21 protein-coding genes are annotated in these 22,508 nt (G+C 70.9%); 12 read left to right on the top strand and 9 right to left on the bottom strand.

What is annotated here, in order from left to right:
• Positions 1 to 60: 60 nt before the first annotated feature.
• The 3 genes from P3T37_RS18115 to P3T37_RS18105 are packed head-to-tail and all read left to right on the top strand — an operon-like array spanning position 61 to position 4,332.
• Positions 61 to 1,344: a cytochrome P450 gene (locus P3T37_RS18115; protein ID WP_280724726.1), complete on the top strand. Its 1,284-nt coding sequence runs from the start codon at positions 61 to 63 to the stop codon at positions 1,342 to 1,344.
• 30 nt (positions 1,345 to 1,374) lie between these two features.
• Positions 1,375 to 3,090, top strand: coding sequence for an acyl-CoA dehydrogenase family protein (locus P3T37_RS18110; RefSeq protein ID WP_280724725.1), 1,716 nt, complete (start codon positions 1,375 to 1,377; stop codon positions 3,088 to 3,090).
• Positions 3,091 to 3,093: 3 nt separating this feature from the next.
• Complete coding sequence (locus tag P3T37_RS18105) at positions 3,094 to 4,332, top strand: cytochrome P450 (RefSeq protein ID WP_280724724.1); 1,239 nt, start codon at positions 3,094 to 3,096, stop codon at positions 4,330 to 4,332.
• 63 nt (positions 4,333 to 4,395) lie between these two features.
• Here the strand turns inward: P3T37_RS18105 and P3T37_RS18100 are convergent, their stop codons facing one another.
• Positions 4,396 to 5,121 carry a TetR/AcrR family transcriptional regulator gene (locus P3T37_RS18100; protein WP_280724723.1) on the bottom strand — a complete coding sequence of 242 codons (726 nt, stop codon included), beginning with the start codon at positions 5,119 to 5,121 and terminating at the stop codon, positions 4,396 to 4,398.
• Between the two features lie 243 nt (positions 5,122 to 5,364).
• On the opposite strand from P3T37_RS18100, the gene P3T37_RS18095 reads away from it, so the two are divergent.
• The 3 genes from P3T37_RS18095 to P3T37_RS18085 all read left to right on the top strand — a co-directional run bounded on the left by P3T37_RS18095 (position 5,365) and on the right by P3T37_RS18085 (position 8,215).
• Positions 5,365 to 6,825 (top strand): MFS transporter, encoded by a 1,461-nt coding sequence (locus tag P3T37_RS18095; RefSeq protein WP_280724722.1) that lies wholly within the window; start codon positions 5,365 to 5,367, stop codon positions 6,823 to 6,825.
• 103 nt (positions 6,826 to 6,928) lie between these two features.
• Positions 6,929 to 7,801, top strand: coding sequence for an aldo/keto reductase (locus P3T37_RS18090; protein ID WP_280724721.1), 873 nt, complete (start codon positions 6,929 to 6,931; stop codon positions 7,799 to 7,801).
• Positions 7,802 to 7,822: 21 nt separating this feature from the next.
• Positions 7,823 to 8,215 carry a DUF427 domain-containing protein gene (locus P3T37_RS18085; RefSeq protein ID WP_280724720.1) on the top strand — a complete coding sequence of 131 codons (393 nt, stop codon included), beginning with the start codon at positions 7,823 to 7,825 and terminating at the stop codon, positions 8,213 to 8,215.
• A gap of 57 nt (positions 8,216 to 8,272) precedes the next feature.
• Here the strand turns inward: P3T37_RS18085 and P3T37_RS18080 are convergent, their stop codons facing one another.
• The 3 genes from P3T37_RS18080 to P3T37_RS18070 form a co-directional block, all read right to left on the bottom strand.
• Positions 8,273 to 11,080 carry a LuxR family transcriptional regulator gene (locus P3T37_RS18080; RefSeq protein ID WP_280724719.1) on the bottom strand — a complete coding sequence of 936 codons (2,808 nt, stop codon included), beginning with the start codon at positions 11,078 to 11,080 and terminating at the stop codon, positions 8,273 to 8,275.
• A 411-nt stretch (positions 11,081 to 11,491) separates the two neighbouring features.
• Entirely contained in the window at positions 11,492 to 12,154 is a 663-nt protein-coding gene (locus P3T37_RS18075) for a ScbR family autoregulator-binding transcription factor (RefSeq protein WP_280724718.1), read from the bottom strand.
• Between the two features lie 215 nt (positions 12,155 to 12,369).
• The gene (locus tag P3T37_RS18070) at positions 12,370 to 13,275 is read right to left on the bottom strand and encodes an ABC transporter substrate-binding protein (protein ID WP_280724717.1); all 906 of its coding nucleotides are present in this window, start codon (positions 13,273 to 13,275) and stop codon (positions 12,370 to 12,372) included.
• Between the two features lie 334 nt (positions 13,276 to 13,609).
• Here P3T37_RS18070 and P3T37_RS18065 point away from each other — a divergent pair, with 334 nt between their 5' ends.
• Genes P3T37_RS18065 through P3T37_RS18050 form a run of 4 tightly spaced genes read left to right on the top strand, consistent with a single transcriptional unit; the run spans position 13,610 to position 16,876 of the window.
• Positions 13,610 to 14,008: a nuclear transport factor 2 family protein gene (locus tag P3T37_RS18065; protein ID WP_280724716.1), complete on the top strand. Its 399-nt coding sequence runs from the start codon at positions 13,610 to 13,612 to the stop codon at positions 14,006 to 14,008.
• Positions 14,009 to 14,058: 50 nt separating this feature from the next.
• Positions 14,059 to 14,799: a (Fe-S)-binding protein gene (locus P3T37_RS18060; protein WP_280724715.1), complete on the top strand. Its 741-nt coding sequence runs from the start codon at positions 14,059 to 14,061 to the stop codon at positions 14,797 to 14,799.
• Positions 14,796 to 16,247 carry a LutB/LldF family L-lactate oxidation iron-sulfur protein gene (locus tag P3T37_RS18055; protein WP_280724714.1) on the top strand — a complete coding sequence of 484 codons (1,452 nt, stop codon included), beginning with the start codon at positions 14,796 to 14,798 and terminating at the stop codon, positions 16,245 to 16,247. The genes P3T37_RS18060 and P3T37_RS18055 overlap by 4 nt, the downstream gene beginning before the upstream one ends.
• A complete protein-coding gene (locus P3T37_RS18050; protein WP_280724713.1) occupies positions 16,244 to 16,876 on the top strand; it encodes a lactate utilization protein C in 633 nt (210 codons plus the stop codon). Before P3T37_RS18055 ends, P3T37_RS18050 begins: the two co-directional genes overlap by 4 nt.
• A gap of 19 nt (positions 16,877 to 16,895) precedes the next feature.
• Here P3T37_RS18050 and P3T37_RS18045 read toward each other — a convergent pair whose 3' ends face one another.
• Both P3T37_RS18045 and P3T37_RS18040 read right to left on the bottom strand, forming a co-directional pair.
• Positions 16,896 to 17,102: a DUF397 domain-containing protein gene (locus P3T37_RS18045; RefSeq protein ID WP_280724712.1), complete on the bottom strand. Its 207-nt coding sequence runs from the start codon at positions 17,100 to 17,102 to the stop codon at positions 16,896 to 16,898.
• Entirely contained in the window at positions 17,099 to 17,926 is an 828-nt protein-coding gene (locus tag P3T37_RS18040; protein WP_280724711.1) for a helix-turn-helix transcriptional regulator, read from the bottom strand. The genes P3T37_RS18045 and P3T37_RS18040 overlap by 4 nt, the downstream gene beginning before the upstream one ends.
• Positions 17,927 to 18,031: 105 nt before the next feature.
• On the opposite strand from P3T37_RS18040, the gene P3T37_RS18035 reads away from it, so the two are divergent.
• Both P3T37_RS18035 and P3T37_RS18030 read left to right on the top strand, forming a co-directional pair.
• The gene (locus tag P3T37_RS18035) at positions 18,032 to 18,385 is read left to right on the top strand and encodes a hypothetical protein (RefSeq protein WP_280724710.1); all 354 of its coding nucleotides are present in this window, start codon (positions 18,032 to 18,034) and stop codon (positions 18,383 to 18,385) included.
• Entirely contained in the window at positions 18,382 to 18,612 is a 231-nt protein-coding gene (locus P3T37_RS18030) for a hypothetical protein (protein ID WP_280724709.1), read from the top strand. Before P3T37_RS18035 ends, P3T37_RS18030 begins: the two co-directional genes overlap by 4 nt.
• A 75-nt stretch (positions 18,613 to 18,687) precedes the next feature.
• Here the strand turns inward: P3T37_RS18030 and P3T37_RS18025 are convergent, their stop codons facing one another.
• The 3 genes from P3T37_RS18025 to P3T37_RS18015 all read right to left on the bottom strand — a co-directional run bounded on the left by P3T37_RS18025 (position 18,688) and on the right by P3T37_RS18015 (position 22,487).
• Positions 18,688 to 19,071 carry a hypothetical protein gene (locus P3T37_RS18025; protein WP_280724708.1) on the bottom strand — a complete coding sequence of 128 codons (384 nt, stop codon included), beginning with the start codon at positions 19,069 to 19,071 and terminating at the stop codon, positions 18,688 to 18,690.
• A gap of 240 nt (positions 19,072 to 19,311) precedes the next feature.
• Positions 19,312 to 20,115 carry a heavy metal-binding domain-containing protein gene (locus tag P3T37_RS18020; protein WP_280724707.1) on the bottom strand — a complete coding sequence of 268 codons (804 nt, stop codon included), beginning with the start codon at positions 20,113 to 20,115 and terminating at the stop codon, positions 19,312 to 19,314.
• Between the two features lie 188 nt (positions 20,116 to 20,303).
• Positions 20,304 to 22,487: a hypothetical protein gene (locus P3T37_RS18015; protein WP_280724706.1), complete on the bottom strand. Its 2,184-nt coding sequence runs from the start codon at positions 22,485 to 22,487 to the stop codon at positions 20,304 to 20,306.
• Positions 22,488 to 22,508: the final 21 nt, after the last annotated feature.

The raw sequence follows: 22,508 nt of genomic DNA, 5'->3' as shown, positions 1-22,508 counted from the left end.
GACCCCGGCCCTGCCACCCATCGCCCATGTCCCTTTCCGCAGACTTGAGTTGAGGTCCCGTTGACCACCGAGAACCATTCCGCTGCGAAGACCGCTCTCCCGTTGGTTCTGGGCGGCTTCGACCTGACCGACCATGCGGGATTCGCCGACGGCATCCCGTACGAGCTGTTCGCCCGGCTGCGCCGCGAGGCGCCGCTGCTCCGGCACCCCGCGGGGCAGATGCCGGACGGCGAGGGCTTCTGGGTGCTGACCCGGCACGCGGACATCGCGGCGGCCTCGGCCGATCCGGTGTTCTCCTCGCAGGGCGGCGGCGGCCGGGCCGGCGGCGGCTCCCACCTGGAGGACCTGCCGGTCGGCGGCGGGCTCACCGGCACCGTCCTGGCCATGATGGACAGTCCCCGGCACGACGTGTTCAAGGACCTGCTGGCGCCGGCCGTCACCGGACGCGTCATCGCGGCGATGGAGCCCGAGCTGCGGGCGCGGGCCGAGGCGCTCGCCGACCGAGCCGTCGCCGGCGGCAAGGCCGACCTGGTCGACGACTACTCCGAGCCCTTCTCCCTCCAGTCGGTCGCCCTGCTGCTGGGCATCCCGGCCGCGGACTGGCCCCAGCTCACCAGCTGGGTGCACGAGGTGCTGGGATTCACCGACCGCAGGACCGGCCGGGCCACCGAGCACTCCCGGCAGACCTACACCGACCTGCGCGGCTACTTCTCCGGCCTGCTCGCGGCCAAGCGCCTGGACCCGGCCGACGACCTCGGTTCGGTGCTCGCGCTGGCCGAGCTTCCCGAGGGCTCGGGCCAGCCGCCGCTGACCGAGGTCGAGCGGGAGGCCAACACCAGCGTGATGCTGGTGAGCGGCTTCGAGCAGCCGCGCAACACCATCGCCGGGGGGCTGCTGGCCTTCGCCCAGAACCCGGACCAGTGGCGGGAGTTGCGCGCCGACCGGAGCCTGCTGCCGACGGCCGTCGAGGAGGTGCTGCGCTGGCTGCCCGCGAACCCGTACAACCGGCGCACGCTCACCCGGGACGTCGAACTGCACGACCGGCAGATGCGGGCCGGTGACAAGGTCACCCTCTGGTGGCCGTCCGCCAACCGGGACGAGACGGTCTTCGCCGACCCGGAGCACTTCGACATCCGGCGCGATCCCAATCCGCACCTGTCCTTCGGCGCCGGCACCCACTACTGCCTGGGCGACGCGTTCGGGCGCCTGGAGATCCGGCTCGCCCTGGAGGCCCTGCTGGACCGGGTCGAGGAGATCCGGCCGGCCGGCCCGGAGGTCTGGGCGCCCAACAACAAGCACACCGTCCTGCTGGACGTGCCGGTGGAACTCGTTCCGGCACCGTGAAGATCGCATTGTGAAGATAAGGCGGCACTCATGCATCCGCGTCCGACCGAAGCGCAAGCGCCGGCTCTGACCTTCCTGTCCGCACTGGAGTCCGGCCGGCTCGACTGGGAGCTCTTCCGGCACTTCCCCGAACAGCCGCCGGCCGACCGGAAGGCGGGCGACGCGGCGGTGGCCGACGTCGAGCGCTTCCTGCGGGAGCGGCTGGACCCGGACGAGGTCGACCTGACCGGTCGGCTGCCGGACGGGTACCTCGACGACCTGCGCGCCAGCGGCTACCTGAAGCTGCGCAACAGCGCGAGGATCGGCGGCCTGGAGCTGTCTGCGTTTGACTGCTTCCGGGTCATCGAGCAGGCCGCGAGCTACTGCATGCCGGCCGGCCAGATGCTGGCCGTCCAGGCGGGGGTCGGCGCGCCCGCGCTGATCCCGGCGCTGGAGCCGGGGCCGCTGCTGGACTTCGTCAACGAGCGGATCGGCGGCGGCGCGATCTCCGGGTTCGGGCTGACCGAACCCACCGGCCAGAACAACACCTGGCCGGGGATGACCGCGACGCTCTCCGCGGACGGCGCCCACTACGTGCTGCGCGGTTCGAAGGTCTTCACCGGCCACGGGCCGGTGGCCGACCTGCTGCCGGTGGCCGCCACCGAGCACCGCCGGGACGGCCGCAGGCTCTGCATCTGCTTCGTCGACACCAGCGCTCCCGGCTTCGAGGTCACCTCCCCGATCGAGTTCACCGGCAGCCGCGGCCTGCCGAACGGCGCGCTGCGCTTCCACGAGGTCTGGGTGCCCGTGGAGCACGTGGTGCGCGGCGAGCTGGAGGACCCGAGGTTCCCCGAGCTGATGCGCACCGCGGTGATGGCCGGCCAGCTGTACTTCACCGGTGCCCCCGCGATGGCGATCGCCAAGCTGTGCCGGCGCTGGACCGGCGAGTTCGTGGCCCGGCGCCGCATCAACGGCCTTCCGCTGGGCGCGTACGACGAGATCCAGCGGATGGTGGCGGCCACCCTCGCCGAGGTGTACGCCATGGAGAGCGTCGCCCGGTGGAGCCTGCTGGACTCCCGGCCCGGCGACCGCTGGTTCGAGCGACTGGCCGCCAAGAACCTGCTGGTCAGGACCGCCTGGCGGATCGTGGACCGGACCGTTTCGCTGCACGGCGCCGAGGGCATCGAGACGGTGCCCAGCAAGCTCCGCCGAGGGGTTCCCGCGGTTCCCCTGGAGCGCGCGATGCGCGACGCGCGCGGCCTGCGGATCGCCGGCAACGTCGACTTCCAGCTGGACAGCCAGGCCGCCCAGGGCCTGCTCGCCCGCTGCTACCAGGCCGCCCACGCGCAGCCGCAGCCGCAGCCGCAGGTCCAGCCGAGCGTGGAACCCGCCGGCCTCTCCCCCGCCAACCGGGCCCACCTGCGCGCCGTGGCGGACCAGGTCGGGGAGTTCCGGCGGACCTGCCTGGACCTGGTCCGCCGCTTTCCGCAGCGCAGTGAACTCTTCTCACAGGAACGCAGGTTGATCCTGCTCGGCCGGATCGCCGCCGAACTCTTCGCCGCCACCGCCACCTTGTCGCGGGCCGGCCAGGCCTTCGACGGCGACGACCAGCAGGCGCTGGCGGACGTCTACTGCACGGCGGCCCGGCACCGCCTCGCCGACCACTGGCGCCAACTCGCCCACAGCAACGGTTCCGAGCCCGACCACGCGGCGATCAGCCGCCGGTCGGCCGACCAGCACACACCAGTCCACCAGAACAGGATCTGAGACATGACCACGGCACCCGACGTCGACCACGAACTCGCAGCTCTGATACTCCCCTTCGACGCCTTCGACCCCGACTACTACCGCGACCCGTACTCGGTCTACCGCCGGATCCGCGAGGAGTCGGGGCAGGTCTTCCGCACGCCCGGCGGGCTGGTCACCGTCCTCAGCCACGAGGCGGCGGCCACCGTGATGAGCGACCCCCGGCTCGGCTACGGCGACGACCCGATCGTGGCCGACCAGTTCGTCCCGAACCCGGACGGCCCGCCCGGACGTCCGCTGATCTTCATGGACCCGCCGGACCACACCCGCATTCGCGCCCTGGTCTCCAAGGCCTTCACGCCCCGGATGGTGGAGGGCCTGCGCGAGCGGACCGCCCAGTTCGCCGCGCAGCTGATGCGGGACGTGGCGGCGCGCGGCGCCGACGGCCCGGTCGACCTGATGTCCGGCCTCGCCGGGCAGCTGCCGGCCCTGGTCCTGGACGCGCTGATCGACGTGCCCCAGCAGTACCACGAGCTCTTCCTGGGGCTGGCCAACGTCAGCGGCCGCGGCCTGGACCCGGGCTTCATCCTGTCGTCCGAGGAGAAGCGGCAGCGCGACGAGGCGCGGGACGGCTTCGTCAAGGCCGGCCTGGAGATGGCGGCCCAGCGCCGCGCCGATCCCGGTGCCGACCTGATCAGCCAGCTGGCCCTCGCCCAGGCGGACGGCGACCAGTTGAGCGAGCTGGAGCTGGGCATGACGCTGATGAACCTGCTGGCGGCCGGCTTCAACGCGACCCGCGCGCTGATCGGCAACGCCTCGCTGGCCCTGCTGCGCCACCCCGACCAGTTCCGCTGGCTGCGCGAGCACCCGGACCAGATCGTCAGCGCCACCGAGGAGTTGCTGCGCTACGACGCCCCGCTGCAGATGGTCCCGCGCACCGCGCTGGCCGAGGTCGAGGTGGGCGGAATCCTGATGCAGCCCGGTGAGCACGTGGCCGCGGTGCTCGGCGCCGCCAACCACGACCCGGAGTACTACTCGCATGCGGACACCCTGGACCTCTCACGCCCGACCGGCCGCAACCTCGGCTTCGGCCATGGCATCCACTTCTGCGTGGCCGCACCGATCGCCAAGCTCACCACCCAGGCGGCACTGGCCGAACTGGTGAAGTACGACGTGGAGTTGGCGGTCGACGAGCCGGAGCGCTTCCCGGGCATCGTGCTGCGCACGCTCGGCGAGCTGCCGGCCACCGTGAAGCCGGTCTGACAGCCGGGCGCTCGCCCCGCCCACGGGTGCCCCGGTCGGCCCGCGCCGACCGGGGCACCCTCGTCATGTCCCGGCCTCCTCCGGCCTGGTCAGCCCGAGGGACCTGGTGAGATCGGCGATCTCCCGCAGGTACAGCTGCTCCGGGTCCAGCACCCACGGGCGCAGGTGTCCGTAGACCTCCAGGGCCACCAGGCCGTGCATCCGCCCCCAGACCCGCAGCGACAACCCAACGCCCTCCGCCGGGAGTTCGGGGAAGCTGGCGCGGACCAGGGCGGCGAAGTCCGGCGCGTAGTCGGACCAGGCGTGGGTGCCGCCCATGTGCAGGTGCTGCGCCTTGGGCCAGGCGTCGGCGACGATGCCGGTGAGCAGCGCGCAGGCGCGGTGCTCGGCCTCGGCCGCGGCGCCGCTCGGCGACGGCTGGTAGTCCGGTACCGGGTCCCCGTACACCAGCCTGAACTCCTCCGGATGGGTGATCGCCCACCGGCGGTAGGCCCGGCCGTAGGCCATCACCCGCCCGGCCGGGTCGTGGGCCGGGCGGCTGGCGCGGGCCGCCTCCAGCGTGTCGGCCAGGTCGGTGTAGACGTCCGCGATCAGCGCACTGATCAGGTCGTCACGGGCGTCGAAGTAGCTGTAGATGGCCCCAGGGGTCATCCCCATGTCCCGTGCGACGGCTCGCAGCGAGACACAGGCGGTTCCGTTGGCGGCCATGAGCTGGAGAGCAGTCTTCTTGATCTCCGCAGCAGTGGCCTCCCGAAGGCGTTCCCGCCGGCTCCGAGTAGGTCGTCCCATGTCCAACAGCCTAGCAACGTTGAGTTGTTCTTCAACGTTCCATCGCTGAACGACTGTCAGTTGACATACCCCATGCAAACTCTGAACACTATGCAGAGAACAACACGGCGCTCGGTTCAGCCGGCAACGTCGATGCCCCTCGTGCGTCCCGAGGGACCTGAGCTCCCGTCATCTGTGTGTCCTTCGCTCCGAGCCGAACTCACTCACGGCCCGTCAAGTCGTCGCAAAGGAAAGAGCCAGATCGTGGTTACCTCTGCCGCCCCGTCACAGCAGCGAGCCGGTCTCCGGCTGTGGCTGCTGGCATTCGCGCAGTTCATCATCGCGGTGGACTACAACATCGTTTACGTAGCACTGCCCGACATCGGCAAGGCGCTGGACTTCAACGCCCAGTCGCTGCAGTGGGTGGTCAGTGCCTACGCCGTCGGCTTCGGCGGGCTGCTGCTCTTCGGCGGCCGCGCCGTCGACCGCCTCGGCCAGCGCCGGATCTGGCTGCTGGCCCTGGGCGTCTACGCCGTCGCCTCGCTGGCCGGCGGTCTGGCGACCGGCGCCGGCATGCTGGTCGCGGCCCGCGCCGTGCAGGGCTTCGGCGGCGCGCTGCTCTTCCCGGCCACACTCTCGCTGATCATGACCACCTTCGAGGAGGGCCCCGCGCGCACCAAGGCGATGGGCGCCTGGGGCTCGGCCGGTGGTGCCGGCCTGTCCGCCGGCGCGCTGCTCGGCGGCGTGTTCACCGAGTACACCGGCTGGACCTGGGTCTTCTTCATCAACGTCCCGCTCGCCATCATCGCGCTGATCGCCGGCCTCAAGGTGCTTCCCGCCGACGCCCCCCGCACCGGCCGCACGGGCAGCTTCGACATCCCCGGGGCGATCCTCGCCACCGCCGGCTGCTCGCTCCTGGTCTTCGGCCTGGTCAGCGGACCGCAGGCGGGCTGGGGCTCACTGCAGGGCGCCGGCTCGATCGTCCTCGGCCTGGTCCTGCTGATCGGCTTCCTGCTCGTCGAGAAGGCCACCAAGGACCCGCTGGTCCCGCTGAGCACCTTCAGCAACCGCAGCCTCTCCCCCTCGATGGCCGTCATCCTGGTCTACCAGGCCTGCCTGGGCGCCGCGTACTACCTGCTCACCACGTTCCTGCAGCCGGTTCTGGGCTTCAGCGCGATCGAGGCCGGACTCGCCTTCCTCCCGCTGACCGTGATCAGCGTGCTGGCCCTCGGCCAGGTCGGTCCCCGCATGATCGGCAAGTACGGCGCCCGGATGACGCTCTTCGTCGGCATGATCGGCACCGGCATCGGCCTGGCCGCGATGGTGGCCGGCATGACGGTCGGCGGCTCGTTCTGGACCGTCCTGCCGGGTATCGCCTTCTTCGGCCTGGCGGGCGGTGTCACCTTCGTGACGATGTTCGTGGCCGCCGGTACCGGCGTGGCCCCGGAGCAGCAGGGCGTGGCCTCGGCGCTCGCCAGCACCTCGCAGCAGGCCGGCGGCGCCATGGGCCTGGCGGTCCTGGTCGCGGTCGCCAACTCCACCCTGCACACCACCTCGGTGGCCACGGCCAGCGCGGCGCACATCGTGGACGGCCTGCGCCTGGCGGGTGTGATCGGCGGTGCCGCCACCGTCGTCGGCGCCTTCTTCGCCCTGCTCATCAAGAAGGACTCGCCGGCCGCCGTCAGTACGGTCGACGCCACCGAGACTCCGGTCACGGTCGGCTGAGGGTCCACCAAGACCGGCGGAGCCGCCAGGGGCCACCCCCGACCCTGGCGGCTCCGCCTCGCTCTCTGCACAGTCAGCCGGACCAGCCGAAGGACAGAACACCATGACCACCGAATCGATCGCCCGCCCCGCCGCAGCCGCGGGAACCGTGCAACTGGGCGGCGATCTGACCGTCAACCGCCTGGGCTACGGCTCGATGCGCCTCACCGGCCCCGGCATCTGGGGCGAGCCCACCGACCCCGAGCAGGCCGTAAAGGTCCTGCGCCGGGCCGTGGAGCTCGGCGTGAACCTCATCGACACCGCCGACTCCTACGGCCCCTTCACCGCGGAGCAGACGATCCGCCGGGCCCTGCACCCCTACACCGACGACCTGGTCATCGCGACCAAGGCCGGACTCAGCCGTCCCGGGCCGAACGACTGGCGCCCGCTCGGTCGTCCGGAATACCTGCGCCAGCAGGCCGAGTTGAGCCTGCGACACCTCGGGCTCGAGCGCATCGACCTCTTCCAGCTGCACCGGATCGACCCGGCCGTGCCGCTGGAGGACCAGGTCGGCGAGCTGAAGCTGCTCCAGGAGGAGGGGAAGATCCGCCACATCGGACTGTCCGAGGTGACGGTCGAGGAGATCGAGCGGGCCCGCCAGGTCGCCGAGATCGTGTCGGTGCAGAACCTCTACAACCTGGCCGACCGCAAGTACGAGGAGGTGCTGCACTACTGCGAGCAGCACAACCTGGTCTTCATTCCCTGGTTCCCGATCGCCATGGGCCAGTTGGCCGAGCCCGGCAGCCGGCTGGCCTCCGTCCGGGTGGCCCACTCGGCCACCGCCGCCCAGCTCGCGCTGGCCTGGCTGCTGCGCCACTCGCCCGTGCTGCTGCCGATCCCGGGCACGACCTCGGTCGAGCACCTGGAGGAGAACACGGCGAGCGCCCTGATCACCCTGTCGGACGAGGAGTACGAGGCGATCAGCGCCGCCGTCTGACCTGACTACGAGGAGATCCTGATGACAACCTCCGACCAGCGGCACCGCGTGGTGACCGTGCAGAGCACGCAGACCGTGACGGTGCAGATCGACGGCAGGGTGGTGGCCAGGTCGAGCCGCCCGGTGGCACTGTTCGAGACCGGACTGCCGGTCCGCTACTACCTGCCGCCGAGCGACGTGGAGTTGACGCTCTTCCAGCCCACCGGCACGCACACCAGCTGCCCGCTCAAGGGCGAGGCCTCCTACTGGTCCTACCGGGGCCCGGACGGCACCGCCGAGGGCTGGCCCGACGTGGTCTGGGCCTACCCGCGCCCGCTGGACTCGGCCGCCGACATCGCCGGGTACCTGAGCTTCTACGACGATGCCGCCCAGGTGTTCGTCGAGGGCGAGGCCCCCGAACCGCCGGTCCTCTGACCGCTTTCCCGCCCTGACACCCGTGGGCCGCGCCGGTACTCCGGCGCGGCCCACTCGTCATGCGGCGTGCAGTTCGCGCGCGATGTCCGTGCGGCGCGTGACGTTCAACTTCCGGTAGACCTTGGTGAGATGCTGTTCCACCGTGCTCACGGTGACGAAGAGCTTGTTCGCGATCTGGCGGTTGCTGTGCCCGTCGGCGGCGAGCGTGGCCACCCGCAGCTCGGCGTCGCTGAGCGTCGCGGCCGGCCGGCCCGACACGGCGGCGGACGTCGCGGCGGCCGCCGGGGCGGGGAGCGCGGCACCGCACTCCTCCGCGAGCTGCTGGGCCCGGTGCATCAGCAGCCGGCCCTTGACGAGCTGGCCGAGCTCCTGGCGCGCGACGCCCAGGTCGTTCAGTACGTGGGCCTGCTCCAGCCGGGCGTCGATGCGCTGCAGCTCCTCCAGCGCCTGCTCCAGCACCTCGGGCCGGGCAGCGCGCTCACCGCAGGCCGCCAGCACCCGCAGCGAGGCGGCCCGGGCCCGGGCCTGGTCCGGACCGCACAGGGTGAGCTGCTCCTCGGCCAACTCCCGTGCTCTGACCGTGTTTCCTTCCCGGAGCAGTGCCCACGCCGCATCGCTGCGCCACGGCATCAGCGCCGGGCTGTCCTGTCTCCAGCGCCGCAACCGGTCGCCGACGGTGAGAAAGTCCTGGAGCGCGGCCTGCGGCCGTCCGGTGGCCAGGTGGTAACGCCCGCGGGCCTGCAGGTAGTACATGCCCAGCGGCGTCTGGAAGAGCGCGCCCGGCACCGGCGTCTGGAGGTGGCGAACCGCCTCGTCGTACCTGCCCATCGCGGTGTTCGCCCGGATCAGGATGCTCAGCGGCACGCCGAGCGCCAGTCCCCAGCTCTTGCCCGGGACCAGGGCCAGCGCCGCCCGCGCCGCGCTGTCGGCCTCGCCGGGGCAACCGCGGCGCAGCGCGATCTCCGCCCGGACCACGCTGAGCAGCCCGCACCAGACCGGCGCCGAGAGCGCCCTGCTCCGCTGCTCCAGGGAGTCGACCCAGCGCTCCGCCGCCGCCAGCTGGTCCCCGATGACCAGCGCGATCAGCGCGCTGGTCAGCACGGGCAGCGACCGCTCGTCCAGCAGGTAGCTGAGCAGGATGTGCTCGGCCTCGGCCGCCGAGTCGGAGGTCGGCCCGTCCGACAGCAGGGTGGCCAGCAGTCCGGCGGCCTCCGTCTGCCGGCAGACCCGCACGGACGGTACCGGGTCCGGCGCACCGGGCAGGCGCGGTGGACCGGTCAGCTCGGCCACGGCCGGGTAGAGCGAACCCAGCCACGTCCAGAGGCCGTGCGCCCGCGCCGCGGCCTCCGGGTTCTGGGCCGCGGCCGAGTCGGCGACCTGGCGCAGAATGCCCTGCGCGGAGTCGACCTGCCCGAACCACAGCAGCGGACTGACGCAGTCCAGCGCGGCCTCCACGGACAGCAGGCCGGCTCCGGCGGCGGCGGTGAGGTACGGCGTGCGGCGGTGGGCGGTGTGCGGGTCGGTGCGCCACTCGATGCGCGCGAGCAGGGCCACACTGGCGGCCTTCAACCGCTCGTCGCCCGCGAACCGGTAGGCCAGCAGGAGGATCTCCAGCGCCTGGTCCACCTTGCCCTCGGCCACCGCCTGCTCCGCCGCCTCGTGCAGGACGGGGACGAAGCAGTCCGAGACGAACCGTCCGGCGGCCTGTAACTGGCGGGCCACCACCAGCGCCGGTGCGCCGCCCTCGTAGAGCAGCCGGGCGGTCCGGTTGTGCGCCTGGATGCGCTCCTCGGCGTCCATCGAACCGAGCACGGCCAGCCGCGCCCGCGGATGCCGGAAACGGCCGGCCGCGAGCAGTCCGGTGGACTCCAGGGCGCCCAGGGCCCGGGCGACCACCTCGGTGTCCAGGCCGACGAAACGGGCCAACTGCTCGACGCCGACCGGTTCGTCCAGCAGCGCGAGCTGCCGGGCGACCAGCAGCACCGAACTCCCGCAGCGGTAGAGGCAGCCCAGCACCGCCTGGTCGAACCCGGCGTCGACGACCAGAGCGGAACTCGCCGCGGTTCTCGCCACCCGGTTGTCCTCGATGATTCCCCGCACCAGGAGCGGGTTGCCGCCGCTGACCGCGGAGCACTCGGCGGCCAGCAGCCGGGCCGTCGCGGCGCCGAGATGCCCGGCCAGCAGGGCCTCGACCCCGCGAGGGGAGAGCAGGTCGAGAGTGAGTCGGCGGCCCTGCGGCTCCAGCGGGAACTCGGCGCGGAGCAGCAGGTCCGCCGACTCGACGGGCCCGGACTCGTTGCAGATCAGCAGAACCGGCGAAGTGCGCAGGCGGCGTACGACGTTCGACAGGCACTGGAGGGAGGGCGTGTCCGCGTAGTGCGCGTCATCCACGCCGATCAGCACCGGGGCCGGAATCCTGTCGATGACGTCCGACAGCGCCACGCAGAGCCCGTGGAAGACCTGCGCCGACCGCTGCCGGCCGGCCGTGCTGGTGAGCGGGTCGGTGACGCCGTGGTGAAGTAACCGCCAGGCCTCGCTGTTGCGCTCCGGCGACAGCCCTGCGGTACGGAACAGTTGGGCCAACACGCCGTAGGGCACTGCCTGTTCGGCGCGGGAGGCAGTGGCGCACAGGGACACCGCCCCGGCACCGATGGCCTGGTCGGCGAAGGTGGAGAGCAGTTCGGACTTGCCGGTGCCGACCGCGCCGCTCACCACGGCGAACCGGCTGCGGCCTCCGACGACTTCGCCGAACAACTGCTTCAGGGCCCACAGTTGACTGTCGCGCTCGTAGAGCGGCGAGCTGTGGACACTGCCTGCGATGAAGTCCTCTCTCGCGACCGGCTTGAGCTGAGATGCAATCGTCACGTGATCCCCCGGCGATGACAGTCAACACGGTGTTCAGACGAACAACATACCGGCCGACTTGCTTTGGTCAAGCTGTTGACCGGTTCACGAGCGGCCTCCAACGCCCAATGTGCAGGCCGGGGTTCCGCTTTGTGGCAGACATCACACGCGGCGCCCAGATACTGGCCAACCCGCCTGGCAGGGCCCTGTGCCGTGAGTTCAGCGGGGCGCAGCGCCATGTTTGAACGGCAGTCAGTTGACTGAGCACGGTCCTGGAAGATGAACGGCGTTGAGCCGAACTCTGATGAACGACAGGCTGGAAGCGCTGAACTCTGGTGAACGAACAGCGTATGATTACTATACTGTTCGGCCGGTTACGTCCGTGAAAATTGAGGCCGCTCAGCACGTTACGACTGGGGTGCGCCCGTCCTGCTACCCCTCCCGCTGCGCCGCCGCATCCACTTCCGCCGCAAGCGTTCTGACCAGGTCGAGGTAGTGCGGGGTACGCCGGGGCGGCAGCAGCCCCGGGATGATCACGTCCCACATCTCGGCCACCAGTTGCGGGAGCGTCCGGCCCGGCAGCGACGCCTGACTCACCAACTGCATTCCCGTGAGCGTCCGGATGATGAACCCGGCGCAGGCCGGCGGATCGATGGTGGGGCGCACGTCGAGTTCGACCACGGCCCGTTCCAGCTGCCGGCCGGCCACCTCGACCCACCCCCCGTAGCTGTCACGGGCAGCACTTCCCGGCACCAGCCGTTCGAGGGTCAGCCGAACCCCGGCCCGGGTCACCGGGTTCGACAGCGCCCGCCCCGCGAACTCGAAGGTCATCCGAACCACCGTCTCGAACCCCGGAAGGTTCAGCGCCAGCAGCTCCTCGCTCGCCCTCCTGGAGAGCTCGTCCTGCCGCTCGATCACGGCGAGGGCGAGTTCCTCCTTCGAGGTGAAGTGGAAGTACAGGGCGCCCTTGGTCACCCCGGCCCGCCCCGCGATGCCGCTCAGGCTCGCGGCGCGGTAGCCCTGGCGGTCGAACAGGTCGGCGGCAGCTTCGATGATCGTGGCACGCGTCTGCTCAGCACGAAGCTGGGTTGTCATCAGATCCCCCAAATCTCACTCCGGTGTTCCGCTTTCGCGTCACCGCAGCTGGTACCGGTCGGCCGTTCGCCCACGACAAGCCCCCCGTGAGACCGTGCCGACCGTCCGCCCAGCGGCCGCCGTACACGCCGTATCGCATCCGAACACCGTACGCCATCGGGTACGGACCTCACCCTCCGCGACATGAGGTCCCACCCTGCATACGAACGGATGCCTCAGCTGCTGCCGTTCACGACGGCGCTGGGGATGGCACCCGTGGTCAGCTTCAGATTGCCGAGCAGGGTGTCGTAGCTGCCGTCCACCAGCAGCTTCTCGACCGCCTTCGACAGCACGTCCCGCAGCGCGGTGTCGCTCTTGCGCAGGGCGATCCCGTACGGGCGGGGCTGCAGCTGCGGGCCGGTGACGTCGAAGGCCTGCCCGCCGTCGACGGTCTGGGCGTTGTACATCGCCTTCGGGTAGTCCGTGAGGTAGGCCGCCGCCTGGCCGGCGCGCAGATCGTCCTGGGCGGTCGAGTCGGAGTCCACCTCCAGGACCTTCAGCGGGCTGTTGAGGTGCTGGCACGCCTTCTGCTGACTGAGGGCCAGCGTGTCGTGGACGGTGCCCTGCTTCACCACCACGGTCTTGCCGCAGATGTCGTCCAGCCCCGAGATCTTGTCGGGGTTGCCCTTGTGGACGACTATCCCGATGCCGGCCATGAAGTAGTCGACGAAGTCGACACCGTCGTTGACCTGCTTGCCGTTCGCGTCGAGGCCGTTCTCGCGCTCGCGGGTGTCGGTGATGCCGGACATCGCGATGTCGTACTTCGCGGACAGCAGCCCGGGGAGCACGTTGGCGAACGGCCCCTGGTCCTGGAACTCGAGCTTCACGCCCAGCTCCTTCGACAGCGCCGCGGCGAGGTCGGGGTCGAGGCCGTCCGGCAGCCCCTGCGCGTTCTTGAAGATCACCGGGGCGGCGGTGAGCGACGTGCCGACCCGGATCACGCCGGCCTTGCGGATCGCCGCGGGCAGCTGGTCGTGCAGGGAGGCCGCCTTGGGGGCGCCCGAGCCGCAGGCGCTCAGCAGGACGGCGCCGACGGCGACAGCGGTGACGGCGCCGCAGCGGCGGCTGGTGGTGGGGGTCATCTTCCGTCTTCCAGAGTGTCCGATGTCCAGAGCCCTTTCGCCCAGGACCTGACCGCACGACAACACGCCGACGCGGCCCCGCCCTGGGGAACGCACGGCGCGCCGCCGACACAGCCGAGCCAATCCCCGCCGCGCCCGAAAGCGCAAAGGCCGGTCAGACTATAGCCACCATGGCCGGGCTCACCGCCCCCTTGTGACCAAACTCATGGTTTGCCCCCCTTTGACTCCGACAGGATTGCCCCTCAAGGCAATGCGTGCGCGACGCACGTATTTCGTAGTACGGTACAGATACGTGCTCGACGCACGCATCTGTACCGTACTCAGGGAGCCCGCCATGACCGCCACCCGCACCACCATCACCGCCGCCCTCACGGACCTGCTCCTGACGCCCGGCCTGGAGCTGTCGGAGGCCGTCGACCGGCACTTCGCCCCCGACTACCGCCAGCGCACCGACGGCCGCTGGGACGACCGCAGCGCGTTCACGACCCACATCGCCCACCTGCGCACGGTCGTCGCCGACGGGTCGGTCCAGATCCTGGACGAGCTCGTGCAGGGCGACCGCTACGCGGACCGCCACATCGTCGAGGTCACCAAGACCGACGGCTCCACCGTGCGCATGGAGGTCTACCTCTTCGCCCAGTTCGCCCCCGACGGCCGGTTCCGCCGGATCGAGGAGACCACCCTCCTGCTCCAGGGCGCCGACGCCGACCGGAACCTCGGCAGCGCCCGCTGACCCACCGCAGATCTGAGAGGGTGGCACCCACCAGAGAAGGGAGTCGAGCGGTGCGTATCGCCCTCTTCATCACCTGTTTCAACGACACGCTCTACCCCGACACCGGCCGGGCCGTGCTCAGCGTGCTGGAACGGCTCGGCCACACCGTGGAGTTCCCGCAGGAGCAGACCTGCTGCGGCCAGATGCACTTCAACACCGGCTACCGGCCCGAGGCGATGCCGATGGTGCGGCGCTTCGCCGAGACCTTCGCGCACTACGACGCGGTGGTGACCCCGTCCGCGTCCTGCGCGGGGATGGTGCGCGAGGGCCACCCGGTGCTGGCCGAGCAGTACGGTTCCGAGCAGCTGCGCCGCGAGGTCGCCGAACTCGTCCCCAGGGTCCACGAGTTCACCGAGTTCCTGACCGACGTCCTGAAGGTCGAGGACGTCGGCGCGCACTTCCCGCACAAGGTGGCCTACCACCCGACCTGCCACTCACTGCGCGGCCTGCGCCTCGGCGACCGCCCCTACCGGCTGCTGCGCGCGGTGGACGGGATCGAGCTGGTCGACCTGCCGGGTTGCGAGTCCTGCTGCGGGTTCGGCGGCACCTTCGCGGTGAAGAACGCGGACACCTCCGCCGCGATGCTCGCGGACAAGATGAGCGCCGTGCACGCCTGCGGCGCGGAGGTGCTCTGCGCGGCCGACAACTCCTGCCTGATGCACATCGGCGGCGGCCTGTCCCGACAGCGCAGCGGGGTACGGACCATGCACCTGGCCGAGATCCTGGCCGCCACCGAGGGGGTGCAGCGATGAACGGCACCGGGGACGGCCTGGTCTGGCTCGACACACCCGCCTTCCCGAAGGCCGCGCGCACCGCGCTGGCCGACCCGCAGCTGCGCGGCAACCTGCGCCGGGCCACCGGCACGATCCGCGACAAACGCCTCGCGGTGACCGGGGAGTTGGGCGACTGGGAGCAGCTGCGCGAGGCCGGGGAGGCGCTCAAGCGCCGCACGCTGCGCCATCTGGACCGGTACCTGGAGGAGTTGGAGCGCTCGGTGACGGCGGCCGGTGGCACCGTGCACTGGGCGGCCGACGCCGAGGAGGCCAACCGGATCGTCACCGCTCTCGTGCAGGCGACGGGTGAGCGCGAAGTCGTCAAGGTCAAGTCGATGGCCACCCAGGAGATCGGGCTCAACGAGGCGCTCGCTCTCGAAGGCATCACGGCCTACGAGACCGATCTCGCGGAGCTGATCGTCCAGCTCGGCGAGGACCGGCCCTCGCACATCCTGGTGCCCGCCATCCACCGCAACCGCGCCGAGATCCGCGAGATCTTCCTGAACCGGATGGTCCCCGCCCCCGACCCCGACCTGACCGACGAGCCGCGCGCGCTGGCCGAGGCGGCCCGGCTGCACCTGCGGGAGCGGTTCCTGCGGGCGAAGGTCGCCGTCTCGGGGGCCAACTTCGGCGTGGCCGAGACGGGCACGGTCGCGGTGGTGGAGTCGGAGGGCAACGGCCGGATGTGCCTGACCCTGCCGCAGACGCTGATCACCGTGATGGGTATCGAGAAGGTCGTGCCCACCTTCGCCGATCTGGAGGTGTTCCTCCAGTTGCTGCCGCGCTCCTCCACCGGCGAGCGGATGAACCCCTACACCTCGATGTGGACCGGCACCACCCCCGGCGACGGGCCGCAGGACTTCCACCTGGTGCTGCTCGACAACGGCCGCACCGCCACCCTGGCCGACACCGTCGGCCGCCAGGCGCTGGCCTGCATCCGCTGCTCGGCCTGCCTGAACGTCTGCCCGGTCTACGAGCGCACCGGCGGCCACGCCTACGGCTCGGTCTACCCCGGACCGATCGGCGCCGTCCTCACCCCGCAGCTGGCGGGCGTGCAGCACGCGGCCTCGCTGCCGTTCGCCTCCACGCTCTGCGGGGCCTGCTACGACGCCTGCCCGGTGAAGATCAACATCCCGGAGGTGCTGGTCCACCTGCGCGCCGAGGTAGTCGACGCCCAGCGCCGCAGCCGCCACCTGCCCACCGCCGAAGCCCTCGCCATGAAGGCCGCCGCCGCCGTCCTCGCCACTCCCGGCCGGCTCGCCGCCGCCCAGAAGGCCGCCGCGCTCGGCGGCCGCGTGCTCTCCCGCGACGGCCGGATCGGCCGGCTGCCCGGACCACTGCACGGCTGGTCCGACGCCCGCGACAGCCCCGCGCCGCCCGCCGAATCCTTCCGCAGCTGGTGGCGCAAGAACAGGGAGCAGTCTTGAGCACACGTCAGCAGATCCTCGCCCGGATCCGCGCCGCCCTCGCCGACGTCCCCGACGACGAGAGGCCCGAGTCCGTCCCGGTCCCGCGCGACTACCTGCGCAGCCACGCCGAGGGCGACGTGGTGGAGCTGTTCGCCGAACGCGTCGCCGACTACCGCGCCACCGTCATCCGCAGCACGCCCCAGGCACTGCCGGACACGATCCGCCGCGCCCTCACCGCCCGCGGGGCTGTGCGCGTCGCGGTCCCGCCCGGCTTCCCCGCCGATCAGCTCCCGTCCGGCAGCTGGGCGCACGACGAACCACCGCTCTCCGTCGCCGAGTTGGACCAGCTGGACGGCACGATCAGCACCGCCGCGCTCGGCATCGCCGTCACCGGCACGATCGTCCTGGACACCGGCCCCGGCCAGGGGCGACGCGCCATGACCCTCGTCCCGGACTACCACCTGTGCGTCGTCACCGCCGACCAGATCGTCCCCGACGTCCCCGACGCCCTGGCCCGCCTCGACCCCGCCCGCCCGCTCACCTTCATCTCCGGACCGTCCGCCACCAGCGACATCGAACTCAACCGCGTCGAAGGCGTCCACGGCCCCCGCACGTTGGACGTCATCATCGTCACGGCGCCGTCATGATGCGCTCGGTGAGGGAGGGTCAGACCGCTCCGAACTCGCCCGACTTGACGGCAGCGACGAACGAAGCGAACGAGACGGCAGGGAAGACCAGGGCGGGCCCCTGGGGGTCCTTCGAGTCACGGACGGGCATAACCCCGGGGAAGCCGTCGGCCACCTCGATGCACTCGCCCCCGTTTGTGGAGAACGACGACTTGCGCCAAGAGGCGCCAGACAGGTCAGGGCTCATGAAAGTTCCTCTCGGGCCTTGCGAATGAACTCCAGGGATGGCGCCTTGGGCAGCGCCTCCATCTGGAGCTGATCGTACTCGCTGTCCCATGTCGCGACGATCCGCTGATCTCGCTCAAGATGCCCCCGAGCGTAGGACTCGGAATATCCCAGAACGGATCGATCCGGCATACCCAGTAGGACGACAGGCAGGGCGAAGGGCAGATGCTCTGCAACGCTGATCGGTGCTACTTGGATCGTGATGTTGGGACGGGCAGCAAGCGCCTCAAGGTGGTACAGCTGCTCTCCCATCACAAGTGGCCCGCCGATTGTTCGAGTGAGGCAACTCTCGTCCAGGACGGCGTGAACGGCTGGCGGGTTCTTCCCATCAAGCCGCCGCTGTCGTGAGGCCAGGAACTCCAGCCGTTCGGTAGCTTCGGCTTGGGTGATGATCCCCCGCTGAACGATCGCTGACGACAACGCCGCCGCGTAGCCGGGGGTTTGAAACAGTCCAGTGATCATCGTGAGCGAAAACAGGCGAAGCCGGCGGCATCGCGCTTCGGCGTCTGCGTACTCCGGGAAGCCCTCCAGCAGGCTGGCGCGGTCGATGCGTCGCCACAGGTCATAGAACGTCTGGCCGGTGTCGAACACGCTGTCGGTCTTCACAGCGAATTTTCGTGTGGGCGACCGCTGACCTCTTTCGATGTACGAGATCAGCGTGTTCGAGTAGCCCATGCGCCTGGCCAGCTCCGTCTGAGACCAGCCGCGTGCGCGCCGTGACCTGCGAAGTTCTGCACCAAACCGGGCTATTGGAGACGATGCAGGGTCAACATCCTGTTCGGCCATGGTCACTGACGTCCCTTCACACGGCGGGTTTGTCAAGGTGGAAACCCTGGCAATCGTAAGCCCTGATGCCGATCCTCGGTAGTGGAACCACTACAGGGAGCAACGATGGCAGAGCTGGAACGCGCAAACGAGACTCTGAGACGACACCAGCAGGAAGCGGAGGACGCGGCAGAGACACTGGCAACGGCGTTCCAGGTCGCCGAACTGACCCAACTGCCCGGCCTGCGGCCGGCGTTCCACGCAACGGGGATCGAACAGGGCCCGCATGTGTACCTGGGTGGATGCTCGGCCCGGGTGGCGCTCGAAATCGCCAACGCGCTCACGGTGTACGCCCGGTGCACGGGGAAACTGATCGGCGGCGAATCGTCCTCCCTGCTGCGCGAACTGATGGCACACATGGACGTGACCCCGGCACTGCCCGGCGACGGAGTGATCGTCATCCGAGGGGAACTGACATGAGCGCCAAGCCCACCGTCCCCGCCATCGGGACGTACGTCGTCGACCTCCGATCGGATCGCGTGGCCGAGGTGATGGACTACCGCGCCGGGGTCCTGTACCTGCGCCGGCCCGCCGGGGGCCCCGAGTGGACGCGGGCTCTGTCGCAGGTCCGCCCAACAGCTGCCCTGGAGTCCCTGAGCGCCCGCGTGGCCCGACTCAACGCGATGACCAAACGGCATACCGGATGAACGTTCAGCGCCAAGCCAATAGAACTCGCGACGCTGGGCTCGCCCGCCGCGGGCCAGACCTACCGCCTGTCGCCGTCAACGTGAGCCTTCACCGGTGGGCGGTCCGGGTTGCCGCGGCTGGGTGTGGGCGTGCGCGCCGATCGGCGGGGCGCCGTGGCGCTCGGAGCGGTGCCCGCGCGCGTCCGTGATCTGCTGGCGGGGTGTGCTGACCCGGCCGGGCGGGACCGGGATCAGCCGCCGGGCCAGGATCCGGCCCACCCAGTGGTGCCCGCACCGCGGGCAGCGCGCGGCTCCCGCGGGCGTGTACGGGGACTCCACCGCCACGCCGTCGCGGGAGAAGTACTCCCAGTCACTGCCGTCCTCGTCCCGGTAGCGCTGGACGTCGAAGTCGGTGCTCCACTCGTTCCAGCAGTGGCCGCAGGTGAACTCCACGCGCTCCAGGGCCAGCTCCGTGATCATCGTCGCCACCTCCCGCCGTGCAGGGTGCCCCACCCTCGGTGTACCTCCGCAAGCGCGTCTCGGCAACCGCATGACGTTTCGGGGTGCCCTGCCGCGGATACCCGCCGAGTACGACGACCGGCACGAGCGAGGGCGGCGAGGCCATGGGTGATTCCCGAGTGTGGCTGCGGACAGAGGTCGGCAGGCTGCTGCGGGCCGATCTCATCACGGCCGTCGACGTGCCGGCCGACGACGCCGACGTCAGCCGGTCATCGGCAGGGTGAGGCCGGGCTTCACCGGCGTCGCGTCCGGGCGGATCCGGCTGACGGCCGTGCCGACGGCGACGAACTCGACCGCGTGCTCCCCCCAGTAGCGGTGGTCGTTCACAGCGGTGCCCACGATCCCGTCGGCCCCCAGCTGCTGGCCCTCGTACTGCATCCTGGCCATCGCCAACTCCCGTGCGTCGTACAGCGCCTGGGTGAACTGCGGCAGTTCGGTGTTCTGCCCGACCTGCGAGAGCGTCTGCCGCAGCGACTGGTGGGCCACGTGGTAGACGCAGTTGCCGAGCACCAGCCGGCGCGGCAGCCAGCCGTGCTGCCACAGCGTCCAGAAGTCCTGGCCCGAGAGCGGGGTGGTGAACGGCTTGCCGTTCGGGGCGCGGTAGTTCTTCCCGTCGGTCGCCCGGACGGCGGTGCCCGTGGCGATGAACTCGATGACGTCGCTGAAGAAGTTGTAGTTCATCGGCCGCAGCGTCACGCCGACGACGCCGTCCGCGCCGAGCTGCGCCGCCTCGGCCTCCATCCGGCCCATCGCCAACTCGCGCACGCTGTACATGGCCTGGGTCTGGGTGCCGAGCTCCTGGCTGACCTTCCAGCCCGCGCTCTGCAACCCCACGTGGTAGACGCTGCTGCCGAGCACCATGCCCAGCGGCTCGAAGCCCGCGTCGCCCAGCAGCACGAACTCGTTGACCGACAGGTCCGAGGTGAAGCACGGGCGGCCCTGCCGCGAGGCGTCCAGCCGTCCGCGGGCGATGTCGGGCACGTTGAGCTGGGGCGGGGTGGTCATGGCGGCCTTTCGGTGGGCTCTTCCTACGGAGGCGGCCGATCCTAGTGGCGACACATGAGGGGACGACGACGCCGGGGTGCCGTTCGGCACCCCGGCGTGACGTCGAGGGCGAGGAAAGCGGAGGGACTAATTCAGGGTGAGTTGAGAAGGAAGTCCGTCCATGGCCTCGCCGGGACCAACGCTAGCAGTCAGCCGGGGATCAGGGCACGCAGGTTTTCCGGGGTGACGACCACGGAGTCCGGGTGCAGTCCCTCCGGGCGCTCCAGGCCGATGTAGGTGACCGGGCCGTCCGGGACGGACGCGCCGTCCCACAGTGTGGTGGCGGTGGCGCGCGGACCCATCAGCTCCGTGAGGTACCGGACCGTCAGGTGGTCGCGCTCGACGATGCCGCGCACCAGCGTGGCGACCGACACCCGGTTCCCCTCGACCCGGTTGGAGTTCGGGTTGCCCCGGAGGTACAGGTGCAGCCACTTCGCACGCCAGCGCCCGTCGCTCCCGCGCAGGAACGCCAGCGGCAGCGCGACCCTGCCCGGACCGCGCAGGTCCGACCTCATCCGCACGGTGCGTGCCTCGAAGGGGCGGCCCAACTGCTCGGCGTCGCGCAGCATGAAACCGAAGAACGACTCCTCGACCTCCTCGAAGCCCTCCCCCGAGTAGATGTTGACCTGCGGGACGATGAAGCTGCCGCGCACGGCGTCCAACCGCAGGTTGATGAACTCCGAGGCGCCGTCGGGCGCGGCCGTGATGTCACCGGAGTGCTCGCCCTCGATCGCCTGGAGAGCGGTGTAGGAGAGCCAGGTGATGGTCTGGTACCACTCGTTCAGCAGCAGCGCCGACAGGTCGAAGTCGGTGGTGCGGCTGCTCTCCTTCCAGTAGACGAAGAACCGCAGCAGCTCGCCGTCGACCGGGGAGAGGGAGCCCCGGGGCAGCACGCCGAAGCCGCCGGTCGTCGCCCTGCCGCTGAGCGGGAGCGCGACGTCCAGGACGTCCGGGTCGATCAGCAGGTGCCCTGGCTCCGGGAGGCGGCGCAGCGTCTCGGCGTCCAGGACGGCGATCAGGCGCTCGCGCTCGGACGCCGGAACGGGCGGCCGGGTGTCGTCGGCTACCCAGGCACGGCCCAGGCGATTGACGAAGAAGCGGCGCACGCCGGTCTCCTGGGCGCGGTTCTGAAGGTGCTCGCGGACCGACAGCAGCACCCGGCCGGCGACCTGCGGGGCGACCTGCTCAGCGGCCGCCACGACGGCGTCGCGCTCGTCCTGCGTGCGGCACGCGCGCAGCAGGCGGTCCAGCGAGCGGAACAGCCTGCCCGGCGCGGCCGTCAGCAGCCGCACCGCCCCGGTGACGTCGCCCGCGCCGAGCAGCTCCTCGACGCGGCTGCCGAAGGACCGGGCCACCTGCTCGCCCCGCGCCACCGCGAACACCTCGGCGGCGTGCGGCCAGCGCGGGTACTCGTGCGGGTGGAGGCGCTCGCCGAGGCGCTTGAACGCCTCCCGGTGCGCGCCGACGTCGGCGAGCTTGCCGGGGGCCGCCGCCACCACCGCGTCCAGGCCGGCCAGCAGGGCGCGGCGCACCGGTCGGGACAGCGACCGGAACCGGGTCGGCTCCACCAGGCCCACATCGCCGTCCGACAGCGCACAGGCCAGCCGGAGCACGTCGGTGACGGTGTCCAGCAGCAGGCCCGCGCCGGCCTGGAGCCGCGCCAGGTTGACGACGGCGCGGTTCTCCCGGACCGGGATCGCCGCGGGCTGCGGACCGTCCACGCAGTACCCGGCGAGCGCGCGCAGGTCCGTCAGCCCCTCCTCCCCCAGCGGAGTACTGCTGCCCGCCAGGGCCAGATACAGCGCGGCCACCTCGTCCTCCGGGCTGCCACCCAGGTGCAGCACCGTCAGGCGGTCGCCCGCGGCGGCGATCAGCTCATCGTGCGCGGCGAGCATCTCGGCGTACGTGTGCCGGTAGTTGCCGTACGACGGCAGCGTCAGCAGGTCGAGCACACCCGTACCGAGCCGGTCCGACGCGCCCGCCTCAGCGACGCACCGCATCCAGAACTCGAACGTGTCCGGCACGTTGGCCGGGAAGTCGACGAAGTACACGTTGTGCCGCACGTGGTCACCCACCATCGCGCGCACGGTCTCCAACACCCGAGCGCCGGCCTCGACCACCACCTCCCCCGCCAGCCCCGACAGCCGCTCCAGCACCCCCGCCGACAGCTTGAACCCCACCGACATCAGCGCAGCATCCAACTGCCGCGCAGCGCCCCCGCCCTCCCCGGCAGGCCCGCAGGGGTCAGGAAGTCGGTGCGTGTGCCGGATGACCAGCGGTACGAATCGAAGCGCCATCCGGGCATGCTCCCAGACCCACCCGAGCCTCCGCATGCGGGTTTCGCCGGCCGCGGT

Origin of the sequence: Kitasatospora sp. MAA4 (genome assembly GCF_029893355.1) — a bacterium.
GTDB lineage: Bacteria > Actinomycetota > Actinomycetes > Streptomycetales > Streptomycetaceae > Kitasatospora.
This window is presented reverse-complemented; position numbering and strand designations above follow the sequence as displayed.

Bases quoted from the DNA above. Each gene is read 5' to 3' on its own strand.
- P3T37_RS18110 (WP_280724725.1), top strand. From the start codon at position 1,375: ATGCATCCGCGTCCGACCGAAGCGCAAGCGCCGGCTCTGACCTTCCTG.
- P3T37_RS18105 (WP_280724724.1), top strand. From the start codon at position 3,094: ATGACCACGGCACCCGACGTCGACCACGAACTCGCAGCTCTGATACTC.
- P3T37_RS18100 (WP_280724723.1), bottom strand. From the start codon at position 5,121: ATGGGACGACCTACTCGGAGCCGGCGGGAACGCCTTCGGGAGGCCACT.
- P3T37_RS18090 (WP_280724721.1), top strand. From the start codon at position 6,929: ATGACCACCGAATCGATCGCCCGCCCCGCCGCAGCCGCGGGAACCGTG.
- P3T37_RS18085 (WP_280724720.1), top strand. From the start codon at position 7,823: ATGACAACCTCCGACCAGCGGCACCGCGTGGTGACCGTGCAGAGCACG.
- P3T37_RS18075 (WP_280724718.1), bottom strand. From the start codon at position 12,154: ATGACAACCCAGCTTCGTGCTGAGCAGACGCGTGCCACGATCATCGAA.
- P3T37_RS18070 (WP_280724717.1), bottom strand. From the start codon at position 13,275: ATGACCCCCACCACCAGCCGCCGCTGCGGCGCCGTCACCGCTGTCGCC.
- P3T37_RS18065 (WP_280724716.1), top strand. From the start codon at position 13,610: ATGACCGCCACCCGCACCACCATCACCGCCGCCCTCACGGACCTGCTC.
- P3T37_RS18055 (WP_280724714.1), top strand. From the start codon at position 14,796: ATGAACGGCACCGGGGACGGCCTGGTCTGGCTCGACACACCCGCCTTC.
- P3T37_RS18045 (WP_280724712.1), bottom strand. From the start codon at position 17,102: ATGAGCCCTGACCTGTCTGGCGCCTCTTGGCGCAAGTCGTCGTTCTCC.
- P3T37_RS18040 (WP_280724711.1), bottom strand. From the start codon at position 17,926: ATGGCCGAACAGGATGTTGACCCTGCATCGTCTCCAATAGCCCGGTTT.
- P3T37_RS18035 (WP_280724710.1), top strand. From the start codon at position 18,032: ATGGCAGAGCTGGAACGCGCAAACGAGACTCTGAGACGACACCAGCAG.
- P3T37_RS18030 (WP_280724709.1), top strand. From the start codon at position 18,382: ATGAGCGCCAAGCCCACCGTCCCCGCCATCGGGACGTACGTCGTCGAC.
- P3T37_RS18025 (WP_280724708.1), bottom strand. From the start codon at position 19,071: ATGATCACGGAGCTGGCCCTGGAGCGCGTGGAGTTCACCTGCGGCCAC.
- P3T37_RS18020 (WP_280724707.1), bottom strand. From the start codon at position 20,115: ATGACCACCCCGCCCCAGCTCAACGTGCCCGACATCGCCCGCGGACGG.
- P3T37_RS18015 (WP_280724706.1), bottom strand. From the start codon at position 22,487: ATGCGGAGGCTCGGGTGGGTCTGGGAGCATGCCCGGATGGCGCTTCGA.